Source organism: Macrococcus carouselicus (assembly GCF_004359515.1).
Taxonomy (GTDB): domain Bacteria; phylum Bacillota; class Bacilli; order Staphylococcales; family Staphylococcaceae; genus Macrococcus; species Macrococcus carouselicus.
In genome coordinates this window covers 73,769-92,907 of the sequence record NZ_SCWD01000004.1, presented here as the reverse complement: position 1 = coordinate 92,907, position 19,139 = coordinate 73,769, and the positions used below count along the sequence as shown (strand labels likewise).

Genomic DNA, 19,139 nt, shown 5'->3' with positions numbered 1-19,139 from the left:
GAGGAGTGATTCATTTGGCTAAAGACCAGAAAAGCTCTTCTAAATTCCTGACTCAGACGGCTAATCCGTCTGAGTCTAGCCATTTAGAAGAAAATTATGTAGAGACACAGCAATTCCAGTCCAAGGATGCGAAGAAACCTGACGAGGAGTTCCATGTCTCAAAAATCAATAAACCCGTAAAATATAAAGAAGAAGGCAACTTCTTTCAACGTCTTTTATATCGTATCGGAAAAGATGATGCAGCAGGTCTGTCTGCTCAGCTTGCTTACTATTTCCTGCTCTCTCTTTTCCCATTACTTATTTTCCTGCTGACACTTCTACCGCTCTTCAAACTGAAACCTGAAACCATCACTGACTTCATCGCAAAAAGTGCACCTGGCGATACTGCTGATACAATCAATACGATCATCACTGACGTCATGGCGAATTCCAATGGCGGGTTACTGTCATTCGGTTTAATCGCAGCGCTCTGGACTGCTTCCAACGGGATGACGGCACTGATGAATGCATTCAATGTCTCCTATGAAATTGAAGATGCAAGGAGTCCGCTCAAAGCTAAACTGCTCAGTATTCTATTCACTATCGTGATGATACTTGTTGTAGCTATCACTCTTGCTCTGCCGGTCTTCGGTGAACAGTTAGGTCAGCTGCTGTTCGGGGCTATCGGAATGGGTGATCAGTTCATCTGGTTGTTCAACTTAATCAAAGTTGTGTTACCATTGATACTGACATTCGTTGTTTTTACAACACTATATGCGATTGCACCGAATATCAGACTGAACTGGAAGTCCGTGCTACCTGGCGCATTGTTTGCAACGATTGTATGGCTGGGTGCAAGTTTTCTATTTGGTGTATACGTCAATAACTTTGCGAACTACTCCAAGACTTACGGGAGTATCGGTGGAGTCATCGTCTTGATGACTTGGTTATACTTAACTGGTTTCATCATTATCGTCGGCTCTCAGATCAATGCGATTCTGCATCAGAAGAAGCTCGGCCAGCTACCGACTGAACGATAGGAGATTGTTATGACATTACTTGAAGACATTCTGAATTACAATGTGAGATTTGTAGAAGACAAAGAATACGAGAACTACAAAACTTCTAAAGTGCCTACAATGAAGGCAGTCATGCTGACTTGTATGGATACACGCCTCGTTGAACTCTCAACTAAAGCCCTAGGATTTAAAAATGGCGATGTCAAACTCGTCAAAAATGCAGGTGCTACTATCTCTCATCCTTACGGCTCGACTATGAGAAGTCTGCTGGTAGGTATCTATGCGTTAGGTGCCGAGGAGATTATCATCATGGGCCATAAGGACTGCGGTATGGGCGGTATTGATGTCGACACTGTGCTTGGCACAATGAAGGAACGGGGTATCAAAGAAGAAACGATCGCAATTCTTGAACATTCAGGTATTGACCTGAATCATTTTCTTGGCGGCTTCTCAGATGTCAGAGAAAATGTCCGTGCCAATATTGACATAGTCTATAATCATCCCTTATTCGATAAATCCGTGCCTGTACATGGTCTTGTCATTGACCCTCATACAGGTGAAGTTGAGCTGATCCAGGATGGTTACGCGAAAGTCATCAGCAAATAGGCAGAATGAAACCCAGTTTCCATTTGGAAACTGGGTTTCATTTTGGGTTACGCTTGTCTTCAACAGCATCAATGATCATCTGACTCTTAATGTGCCTGTTCTATCAGGTGGTGCTTGAACGCATAGATCACTGCCTGGGTTCGGTCCTGAACTTCCAGTTTACTGAGGATATTACTCACATGTGTCTTCACCGTCTTGATGGTAATATGACTCACATCTGCAATTTCCTGATTTGACATCCCTTTAGCAATCAGTAACAGGATCTCCATCTCTCTTTGCGTCAGCATTTCATAGAGCTCTGCCTTCTGCTGCAGCCGGTTGCGCATTTTCGTCATCACTTCAGCTTCAAATACTGTTTCACCTGCATATGTCCTGCGCACCACTTCAGCTATCCGGTCTGCACTCGATGTCTTCAGGATATAGCTGTCCACGCCGGCATCAAGCGCTGCATATACTTCCCTGTCATTGATGAAGCTTGTCAGCATAATGACCTTCGTCTCCGGTATCGAACTCTTGATGATTGCCGTCGCCTCAATACCGTTCATTGGTTCCATCACCATATCCATCAGGACGACATCAGGTCTTAAGTCTCGCGTCTTTGCCACCCCTTCCTGTCCATCCCCCGCTTCACCCACTACTTCAATATCCGGCTGAGTCGACAGGAAGCTTGATATGCCTATTCTGACCATCTCATGGTCATCTACGAATAATACTTTCATCTTACTCCTCCTCAGTCAAAGGTACTTTGATCTCTATTCGGGTCCCGCTGTCAGGGGCCGAGATTATCTGACAGCTCCCTCCGATTTCGAGTGCCCGTTCTTTCATGGTATTGATGCCGTATCTTGTCTCGTCTCTCATTGTCATATCAAAGCCATGACCATCATCAGCAATCCGGAGAATCAGCCCCCCTGTAATCGCAAAGAGCTCTATTGTCAGTCGCTTCGCCTGTGCATGCCGCAGTGTATTCGATATCGCTTCCTGTGTGATCCTGAACAACTGATCCTCGATGCCTTTGGCAAGAGGCACCGGGTTTATATCAAGCTGAATATCAAGCGGTGTCTTCTGTTGCAGATCGGTCGTCAAGTCTTTGATTCCCTCTATCAGCGACTTGTTCTGCAGAGCAAGCGGTCTTAAATGCAGGAGCAATGCACGCATCTCCTGCTGGGCCTCATGGAGCATGCGCTCCAACAGTTCGATCTGCCGGCTCATACGCTCGTCTACTTCCCTTGTTTTAAGAGCGGAGAGCATCATACTTGCTGCGAACAGCTGCTGACTGACTGAGTCGTGCAGCTCACGTGCCAGCCGCTGACGTTCCTCCTCGACGATTTTTTTGACAATCTGTTCATTGACGCCACTTGTCGCGAGCTGATTCTGATGCTTAATGGTTCTTAATGTCTCATTCAGTTTGATGATGGCTTCGAATACTTCATCTGCTTCCGGATGCAGCTCGATGCCGGCTGTACTGCGAATCGTCTCGCCGTCATCGACAGCACGAATCTGTTCCTTCAGCCATGCATACTGCTCATTCTGCTTGTACGCAACAAGTGAGCCCATGATGACACAAGCCAGAATAACGACGACATTCAAGAACAGAAAAGCCGGTACGCCGATAATATAGGAATGCAGCATACCCTGGAAATAGATGATATTCGTAAAAATCCGGTCTAATATATAAAAGACAAATAATAGACTGTAAATCAGTATCAGCATGACACCAATGAGTCTTGTGTAATTATTCATCTGTGGATAACCTCCAGATCGCCGATAATGGAGGATACCATCACCTTGATCAGCACACCGTTCGCGTAACCGGGCGTCATATAAGTCAGCCGCTGATTCTTCGAGCGTCTTGTAAACTCATCATCAACAGTCAGCTGGCCATATAAAGAGGAGTAATCAACCTTCACCTGGTAATGATGCGGGACGACAATGGTCGTCTTACCGAGCAATTGATGGACGACGATGACATTGTCCTGTGTCAGATTCGCTGCTGTCGTCAAGTCGATCATGATGTCACCTATTGCGTGCTGCAGATGGATATCATCGAATTTATAGACTTCATCCGGCGTCTTCTTCGTATTGAACCAGTTCTGTTCAGATACCTGCAGTTCATTGTTTTCGATGGCAATCACAGCCGGCTGTCGTCTCGCGATGAGATAACGGAGCGATAGAATAATGAGAAAGCTGAACAGCAGAATCAGTGTGTAGGGATTTGACAGCATGCCAAAAGCAATCAGTACTATCCCTATCCAGAGCAGGACGAGTCCTCTTAGCTTCTTTTTGTAGAACTGACTGCTGTAGATCAGCAGCATGCCGACCAGCAGAACCAGTATCATACCTGTCTTCAAAAAAAACAGATAGTAAAGATTAGATATGATTAATAAGATAATAAAAGTAATTAAGATTTCAGTGGAAACCAGCTGCTTCACATACTCACTTCTCTTTCATTCAACTTCTGCAGCATCATTATCTCATATTGTACTTCTTCTTTCATTGATTCAATCATGGCAAGGGAGACTTCAACTTCATAAAGTTCGTTATCCAGCTGATTCAGCTTATGGAGATGCATGTTGCGGTTGGAACGGAACTCTCTCTGACTGCCATCTTCTGAATCGATTACTGTCAGCTTAAAATGATAATGGTCATATTGATCAAGCAGCATCTGCTGCTCGTTTGTTTTTGCAGCCTTCTGGACATTCAGATCCGTCAGCCGGTGCTGCAGTTCAATGATTTTAGCAAACAAACTATGATTCACTGCTTTTTTGACAGTACGGGTCAATACGGACGTTATTCTGCTCATGCCCTCATCTCCTTATCACTATCATTATAAAAAAAGTTCCTCAGAACGTAAAACGTCTGAGGAACGAGGTCAATCTCATACTTTAGTCTGACGTGCGCTCAGTTAAAAGGAACGGGCCATCTTTAGTGACAACAATCGTATGTTCAATCTGCGCAACAAAGCTTTTATCTTTCGTCTCAAAAGCCCAGTCATCCTTGCCATCACCGACCATTGTCGCTTTAGAAGAGATGAAAGGCTCAACCGCAAGAACCATGCCTTCTTTAAGCAGGACCTTATCATGCGGATCATAGTAGTTCAGGATATGCTGCGGCTCTTCGTGAAGACTCGTACCGATACCATGGCCTGTCAGGTTCTTGATGACTGTTACATCATTTTTACGCGCCGTGGCATTGACCGCACGACCGATCTGACTGAGTTTTGTGCCTGGCTTCACTTTCTTCATCGCTTCTTCGAAGGCCATCAGGGCCACATCGACCACTTTCTGTTTCAACGGATCAGTGCTTTCACCGACAACGAATGAGATACCTGTATCCGCGTAGAAACCATCCTTGCAGCCCGATACATCGATATTGACTAAGTCGCCCTCTTCAATTACACGCTTGCCTGGAATACCATGGGCCACCTCTTCATTGACACTGATACACGTATAGCCAGGGAAATCATACTCAGTGATCGGCGCTGACTTCGCACCCAGCCGATCAAACATCTCACCCGCGATGTTGTCCAGTTCCTTCGTCGTGATACCCGCTACAGTTTTCTCTTTCAACGTATCTCTGATTTCAGCGACAATCTGTCCGATTGCTTTTAATTTTTCCAGTTCCTCGTTTGATTTAATAATCATCTAATCTCTTCTTTCATTTGTTTGTCTCTTTATTATAACAAAAAATGAATGTTATAATAAATTTAAAAAACAGGATGATTCAGATGAACTTCAAACACATACTGGGACCGCGCATCATTAAGACCGGACTCGCCACCTTTCTGACAGCACTGTTCTGTCAGCTGCTGACCTTACCATCCACATTCGCTGTCATCACTGCCATCGTCTCGATTGAACCGACCGCTAAAGCATCGCTCAGAAAAGCCTACATCAGGTTTCCTGCCTCCATTCTCGGTGCCTTCATCGCTGTTACAGCCACATACTTTCTAGGCGACTCCCCCCTCGCCTACAGTATCGCAGCGACACTGACCATTGTCGTCTGCTATCAGCTGAAACTCTTCGACGGCATGCTGGTCGCAAGCCTGACAGCCGTCGCCATGGTTCCGAATATCCACGACGCATTTGCCTATAACTTCTTCTCAAGGCTCGCAACGACCACTATCGGACTGACAACAGCCGGACTTGTGAACTATCTTGTCCTGCCTGCCAAGTACCAGCATCAGATACAGGAACTCATCCGCAACATTGAGAACGATACACATGACCTCTTTATACTGCGCAGCAAAGAAGTCCTGATCGGCAACTTCCAGTCGACAGCAAGCACCCGCAAAATAGAAACGATCAACACGAAAGTCAGCAAAGCGCATCAGCTCATCAAATACGAGCATGAGGAATATCAGTATCATAAAGACCTGAGCCGTAAACGCACCATGACGGAACTCGAGAAACGACTGCAGATCGACCAGCTGATTATCCTGCACCTCTCCAATATGATCTACCTGCCTGAAAACCAGTACTTCGACTTCACATTGAACGAACGAGAAGCCTACGTAGCGATACTAGAAGCAATGGAACGAAAGAACACAGTCCCAAGACCCGCACTCTCAACCTTCAAAACAAGCGTCAAACACCTGAACGAATTTGACGATAACCAGCTGAAAAGCCATTATATCTATGAACTCTTAATGATACAGAAACTACTGAAAGACCACCCGGCATAAGCCGGGTGGTCTTTCAGTAGAACTCTATATTTAAAAGCGTTTAAGCAGTACGTTATTCTCTAAATAGACATGATCAGTATCCCAGCTGTTGACCTTCGCTTACTTATCTGACAGCAGTCGGTCGATGATGACTTTCTTCGCATTTTCTTCTGCAATGTTGTCATTCAGCGGTCTGAACTCGATATTCTTACGTTCACAGGCTGCTTTAAGCAAGTAGTCTGTAATTTCATGGTTCTTCGGTAAAATCGGTCCATGCAGATACGTTCCAAGGAGATTCTTATAATGGATACCCTCTTTTTTATCGGTGTCATTATTACCATAACCTGATACGACATTGCCGAGTGTGCCGTAGTTGTGATACGTACGGCCCCCATGGTTCTCGAAACCGACGATCTGACCGAATGTCTCCGATTCAATGACAATATTCCCGGTCAGGCGTTCTTTCCGCGATTCCGTATAGAAATCAAGGATGTTGAGCCCTTTCAGTTCATGGCCGTCCGGCGTCACATATTTCTCTCCGAGGAACTGATAGCCGCCGCAGATGGTTAAGGCGGGCACGCCGTCTTCTATCGCGGCTTTGAATTCATTCTTGACCTTGAAGAGTTCCTGCGTCGCGATGGCCTGCTCGCGGTCACTGCCGCCACCGATAAAGAGGATATCTGCGTCTGCGAGTGACAGTCCATCTGTCTCTTTGACGTCAGTGACTTTGATATCAATACCGCGCCATTTCGCTCTTTTTGACAGAGCGATGATGTTGCCGATATCGCCGTATAGATTCAGTTTGTCCGGCATAAAGTGATAAATATTGATAACTGACATTACTCTCCCTCCTTGAAGTACGACGTCAAGGTCGTATGCATCGGTTCAAGCGATGTATAGTTCGGAATGCAGACCGTATAATCCGGTAATGTCATTGCCTTTAATGTTGCCTGCTCGATTGAGCGTTCTACTATTACCTCTGCTGATACTTCCGCATATTTCAGACGCACGGCCAGTTCCTCTGCACGGTTACCTGTACAGATGATGTGAGTGATGGTCTGGCGCTCCAGCTTCTCGAAGTCAGCATCCCAGATCCAGGAGATATCACGACCGTCCGCACCGTTATCATTCAGGCTGATCAGATACGATTTCGAGCCTTTGATTTTTTCACCGACTGACAGGCTGGCATTCAGTCCGGCCGGATTCTTCGCCAGATTGATAATCGTTTCTTTTGTGCCGTTCGTGAAGTACTGCATACGGCCGTTGTCAGATGCATAGCTCTCGAATCCTTTTCTGATGGAGTCATCGTTCAGACCGAGTTCACGCAGTACACTGTAGGCTGCGATGATATTGAAGACATTGAAGTCACCGGCAAGCTTCATATGGAAGGTCGCGCCATTGATAACCGGCACTAAGTAAGGATTTTCAGTCAGCTGTTCCACTTCATACGTCGGCTCAGCACGGTTGAAGCCGCACTCACATGTATAGTGACCGATCTGATTGTAATGAATCGCTTCATAGTTCAGGAGGCGCCCGCAGTTCGGACAATACTTGCTTTCAATCATCGTACTCTCCTCGAACTGATGGATGCCTGCTTTCATGCCGTAGTAGACGACTTCCCTGCTCGCAATCTTCAGTCGTGAGACAAACGGGTCATCGGCATTCAGAATCAGTTTGATCCCTTTGTTCTTAATATGGTCAGCGATACGGTCCACTAAGATATCAATTTCTCCGAAGCGATCCATCTGGTCGCGGAAGAAGTTTGTGAAGACCATCATCGTCGGAGTCATCTCATTTAGGACCCGTGGAATTGAGCCTTCATCGATCTCGATGATAGCAAGCTTCGTATTCTTCTTTGACTGCACGATAAAGCTGGAGGTAATACCTGCCGCCATATTTGCGCCTTCTGTATTATGAATGATATTGATATCGTTTGCTTTGAGTGTATGACCGATTAAGTTAGAGGTTGTCGTCTTACCGTTCGTTCCGGAGATAAAGACGACATCGTCTACTGTTGCTGCCATTTTTCTTAAGATAGCCGGATCTATTTTTCTCGCCAGCTGTCCGGGTAAGTCAGTTCCCCTTTTGCCTGCAGCGATACTTGCCTGTCTCGCCATCTTCGCGAGTAATTTAGCTGAAAAAGTTCTCATAATGACCTCCTTGTTTAACAATTCATTATACCATCTGTCAGTCATAAATTATATCCATAAGGAAGCAACTTTCATGAATTCGCCTCCATTATGTCCTTGAGAATCATTCTTAATCATGCTAATATGTAACTGAAAATGATTATCAAACTCATAATAGAAGGTGTCCTATATGCTTCATGCTGCAAACGCCGAAATCGGCGGTACTTATTTAGTTAAATCCATGTCATTCGATAATCCTGTTCTCGCACACCGCCTGAATGCACTCGGTCTGTCTGTTGGCAGTATGCTGAAAGTGCAGCGTAAAAGTCTGTTCAAAGGACCTTGCGTCTTTGATATAGAAGGACAGCATATCTGCATCCGTAACTGTGATGCCTGCAGAATCTTGCTGGAATCAGCCCATGACTAATACATTCTGCATTCTCGGCAACCCTAATGTGGGTAAGACCTCTCTTTTTAATGCATTGACCGGTTCCTACGAATATGTCGGTAACTGGAGCGGGGTCACTGTTGAGAAGAAGGTCGGCAAACTCAAAAAGAACTATGGTAATCTCGTCGATCTACCGGGTACATATGATTTACTTCCTATCTCAAAGGATGAATCAGTTGTCACCCGCTTTCTTTTAAATGAAACATTCTCCGGTATGATCAATATCGTCGATGCCTCGCAGTTACGTCGCAATCTGCTCTTGACCATTCAGCTGATGGAGTTCGGGGCGCCGATGCTGATGGGACTGAATATGGTGGACGTATCAGCGAAACGCGGACTTCATATCGACATCAACTTGTTGATGCGTCGTCTGCGCATCCCGGTGATTCCGGTCGTTGCGCGTACGGGAAAAGGTACACATGAAGTGCTTGAGGCGTTCAATGATAACAACCTGTCAGCAACGCGCATGACCATCCGCTACGACGAACGGATTGAAGCGGCAATCAAGGAACTGCTCCCGACTTTCAGTCATCTTAAGCTCGAGAAGAGGCATCATCGCTTCCTTGCCGTTCAGTATCTGATGGATAATCCCGCTGTCATTGAATATGTCGAACACGACGCGGAACGTGAACATATTAAAGCGAGCCTTGATTTTCCTGTTAAAGAAGCCATCTTAACAGCTCGCCAGCAGCAAATAACAGAATTGCTGGACGGTGTCATTGTCAGGCCGACTGAACAGAAAATCTATCTGACAGAAAGCATCGATAATATTGTGACGCATAAATATTTCGGCATGCCGATCTTCCTGCTGCTGATGTGGCTGATCTTCCAGACGACGTTCACCTGGATCGGTACACCCTTATCCGATATACTGGATGGCTTCTTCGGCGGCCCGCTGACAGACTGGGCACATAATGTGATGACGAGTCTCGGTGTTGTCCCTTTTCTGCAGAACCTGGTCACTGATGGTATTATCGCCGGGGTCGGCGGCGTTCTTGTCTTCGTCCCGCAGATTCTCGTTCTGTTCTTCTTTATCTCGTTGCTGGAGGACTCAGGCTATATGGCCCGGATCGCCGTCATCATGGACCGCCTGATGGAGTTCTTCGGTCTGAACGGCAAATCCTTCATTCCGATGATCATCGGCTTCGGCTGCAATGTACCTGGTATTATGGCTGCTCGCAGTATCGAGGAGGAAAAGGAACGGCTGACGACTATTCTGATTGCACCCTTTATGTCGTGTTCAGCGCGGTTGCCTGTCTATGCTCTGTTTGCCGGCATCTTCTTCAAGGAGAATCAGGCACTGATCGTCTTGAGTCTCTACGTCATCGGTGTGGTCGTCGCATTACTGATGAGCTTCATTCTGTCCAAGACAGTGCTCAGGAATGATACATCGATTTTCGTCATCGAGCTTCCGCCTTACCGGCTGCCGTCACTCAAGACGTTATGGCGCAGCACGTGGGAAAAAGGAAAAGGGTTTGTCAAGAAGGCAGGTACATTCATTTTCGGGGGTTCTGTGCTGATCTGGCTACTGAACTATACCGGTCCTGACGGCCTGGGTGTCGGTATCGGTGACAGCTATCTCGCGATGATCGGCGGTATATTCGCGCCGCTGATCGCACCGCTCGGTTTCGGTACGTGGCAGGCAGGTGCGACACTGATTCCCGGGTTCCTGGCGAAAGAAGTTATCGTCAGTGCCATGGCGATTATCTATGCTGTCAGTGATGATGCCCTCATCCAGATCATCCATAGTCAGTTCACGCCACTTTCCGCCTATGCCTTCATGCTGTTCATCCTGCTTTATATTCCATGTCTGTCGACTGTCGCCGCTATCAGAAAAGAGACCTCGTCATGGAAATGGACGTTCTTCGCGATGCTCTATCCTATTGCCATCGCCTATATTCTGACCTTTGCCGTCTACCAGATCGGCAACTGGTTCATATAAGGAGACGCTTATGTCATTACTTATCAATCTATTGCTCGCATTGCTTATCTTCGGCTATGCGACTTATACCCTTGTGAAGTTCTTCAAGAAATCAAAAGAAGGTAAATGCAACAGCTGCTCTGTGAACAAAGACTGCGGCTGCGAGGTGCCAAACGACAAACTTCTATAAGAGACAAACCTTTATCGGTTCTGTCTCTTTTTTTGTATAATTGATACAAAAGGAGGACGACTGATGAATGAATTTATTGCGCTCGATTTCGAGACAGCGAACGGGCAGCCGGCCAGTGTCTGCAGTGTCGGGATGGTCAAAGTTCAGGGTAATATGATGACAGAGACCTTCTATACCCTGGTCAATCCGGAGACGTATTTCTCCAAAGGCAATATTGCGGTTCACGGCATAAAACCGGAGGATGTGACGAATGCGCCGATATTCCCGGACGTCTTCCCTCATATGATGGATTTCATCGGTGACCTGCCTATTGTCGCTCATTTCGCGCGGTTCGATATGAATGTGCTCTATCAGTCGATTGAACGCTATGATCTTGAACTGCCGAAAATACCTTACTTCTGTTCATGCAATATGGCGCGGAAGACCGTTAAGAACCATAGTTACAGCCTGAAAAATATGATGGCATTCTACGACCTTGATTTTCACGGGCACCATCATGCGCTGAATGATGCAAAAGCCAGTGCGATGATTACACTACGTCTGCTCAAGCACTATGATTCTCTTGATGATTATCTGAAACGCCACCGGTCCTATCTATCCGGCATGAAATATAAGACATCGAAGCGACAGCAGATGAGCCGTTACAACGAGGAACTGGCTGATATCAGGCCGACCACAGAATCCTTTGATATGACGCATCCCTTCCACAATAAGAAGATTGCCATCTCAGGTACCCTGCATCTGAAACGAAAAGACGTCGTCCAGTATATCGTCGATCATGGCGGTAGTTACGAAAGTGATATCGAAGCAGCAGATATCTTTATCTTCGGCAGACAGAAAGGAAATAAACCCGCGTCCAAGGAGAATGCAGTGACCAACCGTATCGCTCGCGGTGAGGATGTCCTGCTGATCAGTGACGATAAGCTGAAACAGCTCATCACCTTCTATCAATAAATAAAGAACATATCCTGCTACCAGGATATGTTCTTTATTTTGGACCTGTTTTTCTCTGTATGTTCTCCTTGATGCTTGTACGCGATACGGGTCGTTCCAGTTTGTGATCCACCCAGAACAGAAATGCGGCAAGCACAATAATGCCGAGCAGTTTCCAGAGGTCAAATCCATGCTCCCATGTATCCATGACAAACATTGCAAATAACAGTGCAGTAATTGCAATGATAGAAAATTTAAATTTCATCGTGCTCACTCTTTCCGTTGTATAAAATCATATATGGTCATGTTCTCGAAATTCTTCTCTTTTAGATTCCCCACAGTGACCCCGATTAAACGTATGGGACGCTCCACTGATTTAAGTTCCGTATAAAGATGATAGCTGATGTTATAGATTTCGTCTGCTTCAGCAATTGTTTCCGGGAGTTTCAGCTGTTTCGTCAGCGACCTGAAGTCGAATTCCTTGATCTTGACGGTCACCGTGTCACCGACCAGGCCATACTGATTCATCTTGGTGCTGACCTGCTGCGCGAGCTTCCTGATAACGGCGAGGATTTCCTCGTCATCATTCTTATCGACTTCAAAGGTGGTCTCCTTGCCTATGGATTTACGGATACGTTCAGACTGCACGGTATCGTCGCCGATGCCGCGTGCATAATGATACAGCTTTGGACCGCGTTTACCGAACCAGTTGATGAGGTCACGCTCTGAATGGCTGTACAGGTCCTCACCTGTATGGATGCCACGCTCTTTCATCCGTTCCTCCGTCACTTTGCCGACGCCTGGAAAGTCACCGATAGGAAGCGGCATGAGGATATCATGGACATTACCGTGATGGATGATAGTCAGACCGTCCGGCTTATTCATACCCGATGCCATTTTGGCGAGAAACCGATTATAGGATACACCCGCTGAGCAGGTCAAGCCCGTCGCTTCCAGTACATCCCGTTTGATGAAGGAGGCAATGCGTGATGCCGGCATATCCCGGCGGACGAGGTGCGTGATATCGAGATAGGCTTCGTCCAGGGACACCGGCTGCACGTAATCTGTATAGCTTCTGAAAATTTCCATAATGGTGTTGGAGACGTCACGGTACCTATTGAATCTTGGCGTGACATAATAGCCGTCCGGACAGAGCTGATGTGCCCGGCTCATCGGCATTGCGGAATGCACGCCGAACTTCCGCGCTTCATAGCTGGCCGTTGCGACGACGCCCCGCGAACTGGATTTACCGCCCACAATGACCGGCTTGTCTTTCAGTCGCGGGTTATCTCGCTGCTCTATCTGCGCGTAGAATGCATCCATATCGACATGAATGATTCTCTTTTCCATAGCCTCATCCCTTTAACGTCATCTTGCAGACTACCTCAACATGGGTCGTCTGCGGGAACATATCGACTGGTGTGAGCGCCTCGATATCATACTTCGCCTGCAGCAGCTGAATATCACGCATCAAAGTCGACGGGTTACATGATACATAGACGATGCGCGCCGGTTCAAGTTCAAGCAGCGTCTCGATGAATACCGGGTCACAGCCTTTACGCGGCGGGTCGACCATCACAACATGCGGCTTGATACCTGCCTGCTGCCATCTGATGATGATTTCCTCGGCCTTGCCCGCCTCGAAATGAGTGTTTGACAGCTGATTGTTCCCTGCATTGCGCTTGGCATCCATAATCGCCTTCTCGACAATTTCAACCCCGTAGACACGGTCTGCATGTGATGCCATAAATAAGCCGATTGTACCGATGCCGCAGTATGCATCAATGACATTCTCTGTGCCTGTCAGTTCTGCATACTTCAACGCCTGGCGATACAGCTTCTCCGTCTGCTCATGATTCACCTGATAGAAACTCATGTCTGATATCTCGAATGTCAGATCATCCAGCTGATCATGAATATAGTCATTACCAAGAATAGTCAGAGACTTTCTGCCGAGAATGACGTTCGTCTTATCGGGATTGATGTTCTGTCTGACACTCGTGATATGAGGAAACTGAGTCATCAGTTCCTCTGCCATCTGTTCTGCGTTTGGCAGCTTCTGACTCTTCGTCACGAAGACAATCATTGTCTCGTCTACTTTCGTTCCGCTTCGCAGCACAATATGACGTAGATTTCCTTTGTGTCTCCGCTCGTCATAGATGCTGACTTCATATTTCTGCAGGAGATTTCTGATAGCATTCATGATATGGTCATGACTCTCCTTTTGAATCAGGCATTCCTCGATCGGCACGATATCATGTGACCGAGGCTTATAGAAACCTGTCACGATGCCATTATTGTATTGCACAGGCAGCTGACTCTTATTGCGATAGCGCCAAGGATGATCCATGCCAATGATAGGCCTTACTGGAATATCCAGCTTCGTCATTTTATGCACCAGGTTCTTCACCTGGTTCCTCTTCATCGTCAGCTGAGCTTCATAAGTCAGATGCTGGATATTGCAGCCTCCGCACTGATGGTAATAAATGCAGGGTGGTGTCGTGCGGTCTGCACTTTCCTCTTCTATCGACACCAGTTTCCCGATACCGAACCCTTTGTTCTGTTTAATCAGTTTGAAGGTAATGCGTTCATCTTTAACTGTATGCGGAATAAAGACCGGATAGCCGTCTATTTTAACGACGCCGTTCCCTTCGTGTGTATAATCAATGACAGTGCCTGTCAGTATATCGTTTTTCTTCATTCATTTCTCTCTTTCGTGTTTACTTCTACAGCAATGAAATCATCTGCCAGTTTCTGCAGGACTCTAGCTGGATACTGCTTAATGACCTGTTCAGCGTGCGCACTCGTCTTGATGCGATAAGTCCCTTCCTGGGTGAATCTGAACGGCCAGACAGGTCTGAAATCAGTGCCTTCGTCCTTAATATAGTTTATCACAGTTTCTCTGACATCGATGTCCTCCACTACTGCCGGCAGGTTTTTCAGGAAGGGTGTGAAGTTCACACGGTAGTCATTCGTCAGTACTGTGAAGACATCATCTTCAGTGACCGCTCTACCTTCAAATGTGATTTCCTTGATCCGTTCACTCTCACTGACCTGTACGCCGGCATGATTATAGCGGGCTTCCTGTGTCAGGTCGATCAAGTAGTCCAGCTCATAGAAGATATCCATGTTATAGCTCGGAAAGCCTGGTGCAATCGACTGATTGTCTTTCAGAAGATAGTCGTCATAACAGTTGAAAGCGGAAGCGCTCCATTCGAGCCATTCCTTCAGCACGCTGCCCTTCACAGTTGCAGACGTCAGCTTGTTCGGGAAACGATAGATGCTGATAGCATCCTTGATCGTCACATCTCCGCTTGGCACCATGACATAATCGTTCGCGCCGTCACGCCCTGCTTTCAGCGGGGCAGAGGTAGCAATCAGATGATCAGTTTCGCCGTACTTGTCGATATAGGCTTTTTTGCCGCTTCTCGCCACAATCTCTACAGCTGCACTCGGTGCGACCTGACTGAAGAAGCTGTCGATGTAACGCGTCGTGTGACCTATCTTCTCGTTGATATAGCTGAAGATGGCGTGATGAGTCTCTTCATTCAACCTTACAAGTCCTTCGTCAATAGAGGTCTTATCTTTCAGTTCTATGACCTCAGACTGACCGGATACAATCTTAAAGCCGTCTGCTGTCTTCTTCAGATTCAGTTCAATTCTGCCGAGATGGCTGCCGAATGAAGCCGGCTGCACCGCATAGACATGATGGATACGACTCCCTTCGACATAATCAGCCGTTACCTCATCTGACGGGAACAGCTGATGGGTATGACCGAAAATAACCGCATCAATGTCAGTGAGGGTCGTCAGCAGATGGACCTGATTCTCAAGACCCGGATCATCAGGTAACGATGGATCCAATCCTGTGTGACAGAGACAGACGACGACATCACATAATGAAGTCAGTTCAGCTGCGCATGATTTCGCTGCTTGATACATATCTTCGACCTTAACATTATCCTTCAGCCATTTCTCATCCCACATCATGATCTGTTCAGGAACCACACCTGTCACACCTACTTTCACCGTAGAGCCATCTCTGAATGTCTTCTCGACAATGGTGTAAGGCTTGAACAGATACTCACCGTCCGCCGTTCTGACGTTGCAGTTCACAACGGGGAAGTTCGCCTCTGCCATTGTCTCACGTAAGTAATCCAGGCCGTAATTGAATTCATGATTACCGAGCGTCATCCCGTCATAGCCGATTTCGTTCATCATCTGCATGACGGGGTGAGGATGCGGTCGTTTATCCGCGGCGTAGTCAGCAATCAGACTCCCCTGCAGGATATCCCCGTTATCAAGCACGACTGTAGCAATTCCCTCTTCTTTGTTCTTCTGACTGATTTCCCGGATTTTACTGCCTGCGAGAATGAGTCCATTTGCCTGTTGCTCTGTTTCCATAAAATAATCATAAAGACTGATATGGGCATGTATATCCGTTGTACCTAGAATCATTAATCGATAATCCATCTGTCTCCCGCCTTTCCCTACTATTTTATTCCACTATTAATTCATTGTCACATAGATTACTTAAAAGTGATATGGGTATAGGACAAGTACACCATTTAAAGGAGATGACAATGATGTATAACGATTTAAAAGATAAAGTTGCACTTATTACCGGCGGCGCCTCAGGTATCGGTAAAGCCATCGCTGAACGTTACGCGGCAGAAGGTATGAAAGTCGTCATCAATTACCGTTCAAGAGATGAAGAGGCACAGGCACTCGTTGAAGCTATCAGGAAAGACGGCGGTGAAGCTATCGCCGTCAAAGCTGATACCACTAACGAAGAAGAATTTCTCAACTTATTCAAGGAAACGATCGATACATACGGTGCACTTCACGTCATGGTCAATAATGCCGGCATGCAGAATGATATCGTCAGTCACGAAATGAAGACTGAGGATTTTGACAAAGTAATGGACGTCAACTTGCGCGGGACATTCATCGGTTCACGTGAAGCCATCAGACACTATATGGAACGCAAATATAAAGGCGTTGTTATCAATATTTCAAGTGTCCATGAAATCATCCCGTGGCCGCATTATGCTCAGTACTGTGCAAGTAAAGGCGGTGTGAAGCTGATGACCCAGAGTCTTGCCCTGGAATATGCGCGTGTTCAGATTCGCGTCAATAACATTGCGCCTGGTTCCATCGATACGCCGATCAATGCCGAGAACTTCTCAACTGAGGAGAAGAAGAAAGAGGCAGACGGCTTCGTGCCGATGGGCTACGTTGCTGAACCTGAGGAAATGGCGAATATCGCTGCATTCCTGGCCAGTAAGGAATCCAAATATATCACAGGACAGACGATCGTCGCTGACGGCGGCCTGTCACTTTATCCATCACACCGCAACTGGGAATATGATGAGATTGCAGCAGATTTCACAGACGAGATTTAATAGCAGAACAGCCCTGGCAGTCACGCGACTGCCAGGGCTGTTCTTATTCTTTATCAAACATCTTGTACTGTTCATCGATTTTTCGCATTTTTTCGATATTATTAGAGCGTGTGATGGTATCAAGCGGACTGCAGATTTCGAGATGGCTCGCCAGATTGCTGAAATGCGCGGGCAGCACGCCGCCAAATTCACCGTCAACATTTAAGTCCATCTTCTCATACGAGGAGACTTTGATATCCCGCGCCTTGATATAATGTACTTTCGGGTGGTTCAGATGTTCCCCTCTGGAAACGAGCGTCAGCAGATGACCGAACTCTGCCAGATTCACTCTCTCCAGGAATAGAAGGGTGAAGTGGCCGTCATTGATTGAGGCATCCGGCACCAGTTTCTCGAATCCACCGACAGAGTTGGTCAGTCCGACCAGGAACAGCATGACCTCCCCTGAGAAGACCTCACCGTCATATTCAATTCTGACATCTGTCGGCTTGATCTCCGGCAGCATCTCAAGACCCTTGATGTAGTAAGCGAGCGGTCCAACCATGGTCTTCAGCTTGCTCGGTGCCTCATACGATACTGAAGTAATCTTACCGCCACCTGCGATATTGATGAAGTAGCGACTGTTCATACGCCCGATATCAACCGGCACCGTCACGCCTTCAATGATAACATCCACCGCTTCCATAATATCTTTCGGAATCATCAGTGCTCGGCCGAAGTCATTCACTGTACCCATCGGTATGATACCGATCTTCGGCCGGTGTGCTAATTCTGCTATACCGTTCACCACTTCATTGAGCGTGCCATCACCCCCTGCTGCGATGAGCAGATCAAAGCGATCATTAACGGCCGCACGCGCTGCAAGTGTTGCATCTCCTGCAGCAGTCGTCGCATGAGCGCTTGTCTCATAACCAGCCTGCTCCAGCTTAATCAGCACATCCGGCAGGGTCCTTTTGAACAGTTCACGCCCTGACGTCGGATTATAGATAATTCTTGCTCTTTTCTTCATCATTACCCACCTTCTCAGAATAGACCTTTCAATCCTGTCTCCATTCACTTCCGCAGCCTCTGCTGATTCTCTGACGGCAGACGGATGGCAGTAAGAAAGTCGCTCTCTTATTTTCATCTCACTGTAACTAATGTAGCTCATTATATCTCTTAACACAAAAAAAGATTCCTCTCAGAATCTTTTCTCCCATTCTTCCGCCTCTTCAAGAAGCATGGTCAGATATTCTGTTTCATGAATCTGAAACTCAAATGCACCTGCTGTCTGCTGTCTATTCTTCAGCTGTAAATGCGCATATTTTTCTCTCGCTTCTTCATTCCGTCTCAGATAGTTTCTGATCAGCAGCCATGTATGAACCTGACCCATGTCCTCCTGTTCGACCCATCTGATGCAAATCCGATGGCTACCTTTTCTCTTCTGAAACAAAATACTGTCCGGACTCCGTTCCATATACTCAAAGCCGAGTTGTTCAAATTCCGCTGTGCTCTCTTCCACACGCTGATAGCTTTTGATAACCGGCATGATATGGATGTCTCCAGTAAAAGGCATTCCCTCCACTGCTGAGCTGCCGTAATGATGAATTTCAATGATGTGATTCCCTAATATTTCAATCAACTGCTTCGATTCTTCAATGAACAGATTGCGGTGCTGTGTGTAACTGCATGGCATATTATCTATCATAACTGATCCCTCACTTGTATCTTCTGTAAACGCCGCACACCTGGCAGATTAGAGATACATATTAAATATACATTACCATTTTTCATAAAACCTTAAACATTTATATACCATTTTGACAATGATATGATTGAAATGTGAAAGAATAAAATATGCATATGATGGAGG

20 protein-coding genes and 1 pseudogene are annotated in these 19,139 nt (G+C 46.5%); 8 read left to right on the top strand and 13 right to left on the bottom strand.

Going from position 1 to position 19,139, the window contains the following annotated elements:
- The first annotated feature begins 5 nt into the window (after positions 1-5).
- Complete coding sequence (locus tag ERX40_RS09375; RefSeq protein ID WP_424960727.1) at positions 6-1,019, top strand: YihY/virulence factor BrkB family protein; 1,014 nt, start codon at positions 6-8, stop codon at positions 1,017-1,019.
- 9 nt (positions 1,020-1,028) lie between these two features.
- Positions 1,029-1,604 carry a beta-class carbonic anhydrase gene (locus tag ERX40_RS09370; RefSeq protein ID WP_133418244.1) on the top strand — a complete coding sequence of 192 codons (576 nt, stop codon included), beginning with the start codon at positions 1,029-1,031 and terminating at the stop codon, positions 1,602-1,604.
- An 86-nt stretch (positions 1,605-1,690) separates the two neighbouring features.
- Here the strand turns inward: ERX40_RS09370 and ERX40_RS09365 are convergent, their stop codons facing one another.
- From ERX40_RS09365 to map, 5 genes are all read right to left on the bottom strand, one after another.
- Entirely contained in the window at positions 1,691-2,323 is a 633-nt protein-coding gene (locus tag ERX40_RS09365; protein WP_133418243.1) for a response regulator transcription factor, read from the bottom strand.
- Between the two features lies 1 nt (position 2,324).
- On the bottom strand, positions 2,325-3,344 hold the full coding sequence (locus ERX40_RS09360; RefSeq protein ID WP_133418242.1) for a sensor histidine kinase: 1,020 nt from the start codon (positions 3,342-3,344) through the stop codon (positions 2,325-2,327).
- Complete coding sequence (gene liaF, locus ERX40_RS09355; RefSeq protein WP_133418241.1) at positions 3,341-4,033, bottom strand: cell wall-active antibiotics response protein LiaF; 693 nt, start codon at positions 4,031-4,033, stop codon at positions 3,341-3,343. The genes ERX40_RS09360 and liaF overlap by 4 nt, the downstream gene beginning before the upstream one ends.
- The gene (locus ERX40_RS09350) at positions 4,030-4,404 is read right to left on the bottom strand and encodes a hypothetical protein (RefSeq protein ID WP_133418240.1); all 375 of its coding nucleotides are present in this window, start codon (positions 4,402-4,404) and stop codon (positions 4,030-4,032) included. Before ERX40_RS09350 ends, liaF begins: the two co-directional genes overlap by 4 nt.
- 82 nt (positions 4,405-4,486) lie before the next feature.
- On the bottom strand, positions 4,487-5,245 hold the full coding sequence (gene map, locus ERX40_RS09345) for a type I methionyl aminopeptidase (RefSeq protein WP_133418239.1): 759 nt from the start codon (positions 5,243-5,245) through the stop codon (positions 4,487-4,489).
- Positions 5,246-5,328: 83 nt separating this feature from the next.
- On the opposite strand from map, the gene ERX40_RS09340 reads away from it, so the two are divergent.
- The gene (locus ERX40_RS09340) at positions 5,329-6,285 is read left to right on the top strand and encodes an FUSC family protein (RefSeq protein WP_133418238.1); all 957 of its coding nucleotides are present in this window, start codon (positions 5,329-5,331) and stop codon (positions 6,283-6,285) included.
- 99 nt (positions 6,286-6,384) lie between these two features.
- On the opposite strand, the gene gatD is transcribed toward ERX40_RS09340, so the two are convergent.
- A complete protein-coding gene (gene gatD, locus ERX40_RS09335) occupies positions 6,385-7,104 on the bottom strand; it encodes a lipid II isoglutaminyl synthase subunit GatD (protein WP_133418237.1) in 720 nt (239 codons plus the stop codon).
- Complete coding sequence (murT, locus tag ERX40_RS09330; protein ID WP_133418236.1) at positions 7,104-8,414, bottom strand: lipid II isoglutaminyl synthase subunit MurT; 1,311 nt, start codon at positions 8,412-8,414, stop codon at positions 7,104-7,106. Before murT ends, gatD begins: the two co-directional genes overlap by 1 nt.
- A gap of 169 nt (positions 8,415-8,583) precedes the next feature.
- Here murT and ERX40_RS09325 point away from each other — a divergent pair, with 169 nt between their 5' ends.
- The 4 genes and pseudogenes from ERX40_RS09325 to ERX40_RS11465 form a co-directional block, all read left to right on the top strand.
- On the top strand, positions 8,584-8,820 hold the full coding sequence (locus ERX40_RS09325; protein WP_133418235.1) for a FeoA family protein: 237 nt from the start codon (positions 8,584-8,586) through the stop codon (positions 8,818-8,820).
- Positions 8,813-10,783: a ferrous iron transport protein B gene (gene feoB / locus ERX40_RS09320; protein ID WP_133418234.1), complete on the top strand. Its 1,971-nt coding sequence runs from the start codon at positions 8,813-8,815 to the stop codon at positions 10,781-10,783. Before ERX40_RS09325 ends, feoB begins: the two co-directional genes overlap by 8 nt.
- A 10-nt stretch (positions 10,784-10,793) precedes the next feature.
- Entirely contained in the window at positions 10,794-10,952 is a 159-nt protein-coding gene (locus ERX40_RS09315; RefSeq protein WP_133418233.1) for a FeoB-associated Cys-rich membrane protein, read from the top strand.
- 63 nt (positions 10,953-11,015) lie between these two features.
- Positions 11,016-11,516, top strand: a pseudogene (locus ERX40_RS11465) (3'-5' exonuclease); the annotation flags it as partial.
- Between the two features lie 424 nt (positions 11,517-11,940).
- Here ERX40_RS11465 and ERX40_RS09305 read toward each other — a convergent pair.
- The 4 genes from ERX40_RS09305 to ERX40_RS09290 are packed head-to-tail and all read right to left on the bottom strand — an operon-like array spanning position 11,941 to position 16,358.
- Positions 11,941-12,150 (bottom strand): hypothetical protein, encoded by a 210-nt coding sequence (locus ERX40_RS09305; RefSeq protein ID WP_133418231.1) that lies wholly within the window; start codon positions 12,148-12,150, stop codon positions 11,941-11,943.
- 5 nt (positions 12,151-12,155) lie between these two features.
- Entirely contained in the window at positions 12,156-13,235 is a 1,080-nt protein-coding gene (gene dinB, locus ERX40_RS09300; RefSeq protein ID WP_133418230.1) for a DNA polymerase IV, read from the bottom strand.
- A gap of 4 nt (positions 13,236-13,239) precedes the next feature.
- Positions 13,240-14,586, bottom strand: coding sequence for a 23S rRNA (uracil(1939)-C(5))-methyltransferase RlmD (rlmD, locus tag ERX40_RS09295; protein WP_133418229.1), 1,347 nt, complete (start codon positions 14,584-14,586; stop codon positions 13,240-13,242).
- Positions 14,583-16,358, bottom strand: a complete 1,776-nt coding sequence (locus tag ERX40_RS09290) for a 5'-nucleotidase C-terminal domain-containing protein (RefSeq protein WP_133418228.1) — start codon at positions 16,356-16,358, stop codon at positions 14,583-14,585. The genes rlmD and ERX40_RS09290 overlap by 4 nt, the downstream gene beginning before the upstream one ends.
- Before the next feature lie 113 nt (positions 16,359-16,471).
- Here ERX40_RS09290 and ERX40_RS09285 point away from each other — a divergent pair, with 113 nt between their 5' ends.
- Entirely contained in the window at positions 16,472-17,290 is an 819-nt protein-coding gene (locus ERX40_RS09285) for a glucose 1-dehydrogenase (RefSeq protein ID WP_133418227.1), read from the top strand.
- 43 nt (positions 17,291-17,333) lie between these two features.
- Here ERX40_RS09285 and ERX40_RS09280 read toward each other — a convergent pair whose 3' ends face one another.
- Both ERX40_RS09280 and ERX40_RS09275 read right to left on the bottom strand, forming a co-directional pair.
- Positions 17,334-18,296: a diacylglycerol kinase gene (locus ERX40_RS09280; protein WP_133418226.1), complete on the bottom strand. Its 963-nt coding sequence runs from the start codon at positions 18,294-18,296 to the stop codon at positions 17,334-17,336.
- 171 nt (positions 18,297-18,467) lie between these two features.
- Positions 18,468-18,974 (bottom strand): GrpB family protein, encoded by a 507-nt coding sequence (locus tag ERX40_RS09275; protein ID WP_133418225.1) that lies wholly within the window; start codon positions 18,972-18,974, stop codon positions 18,468-18,470.
- Positions 18,975-19,139 lie beyond the last annotated feature (165 nt).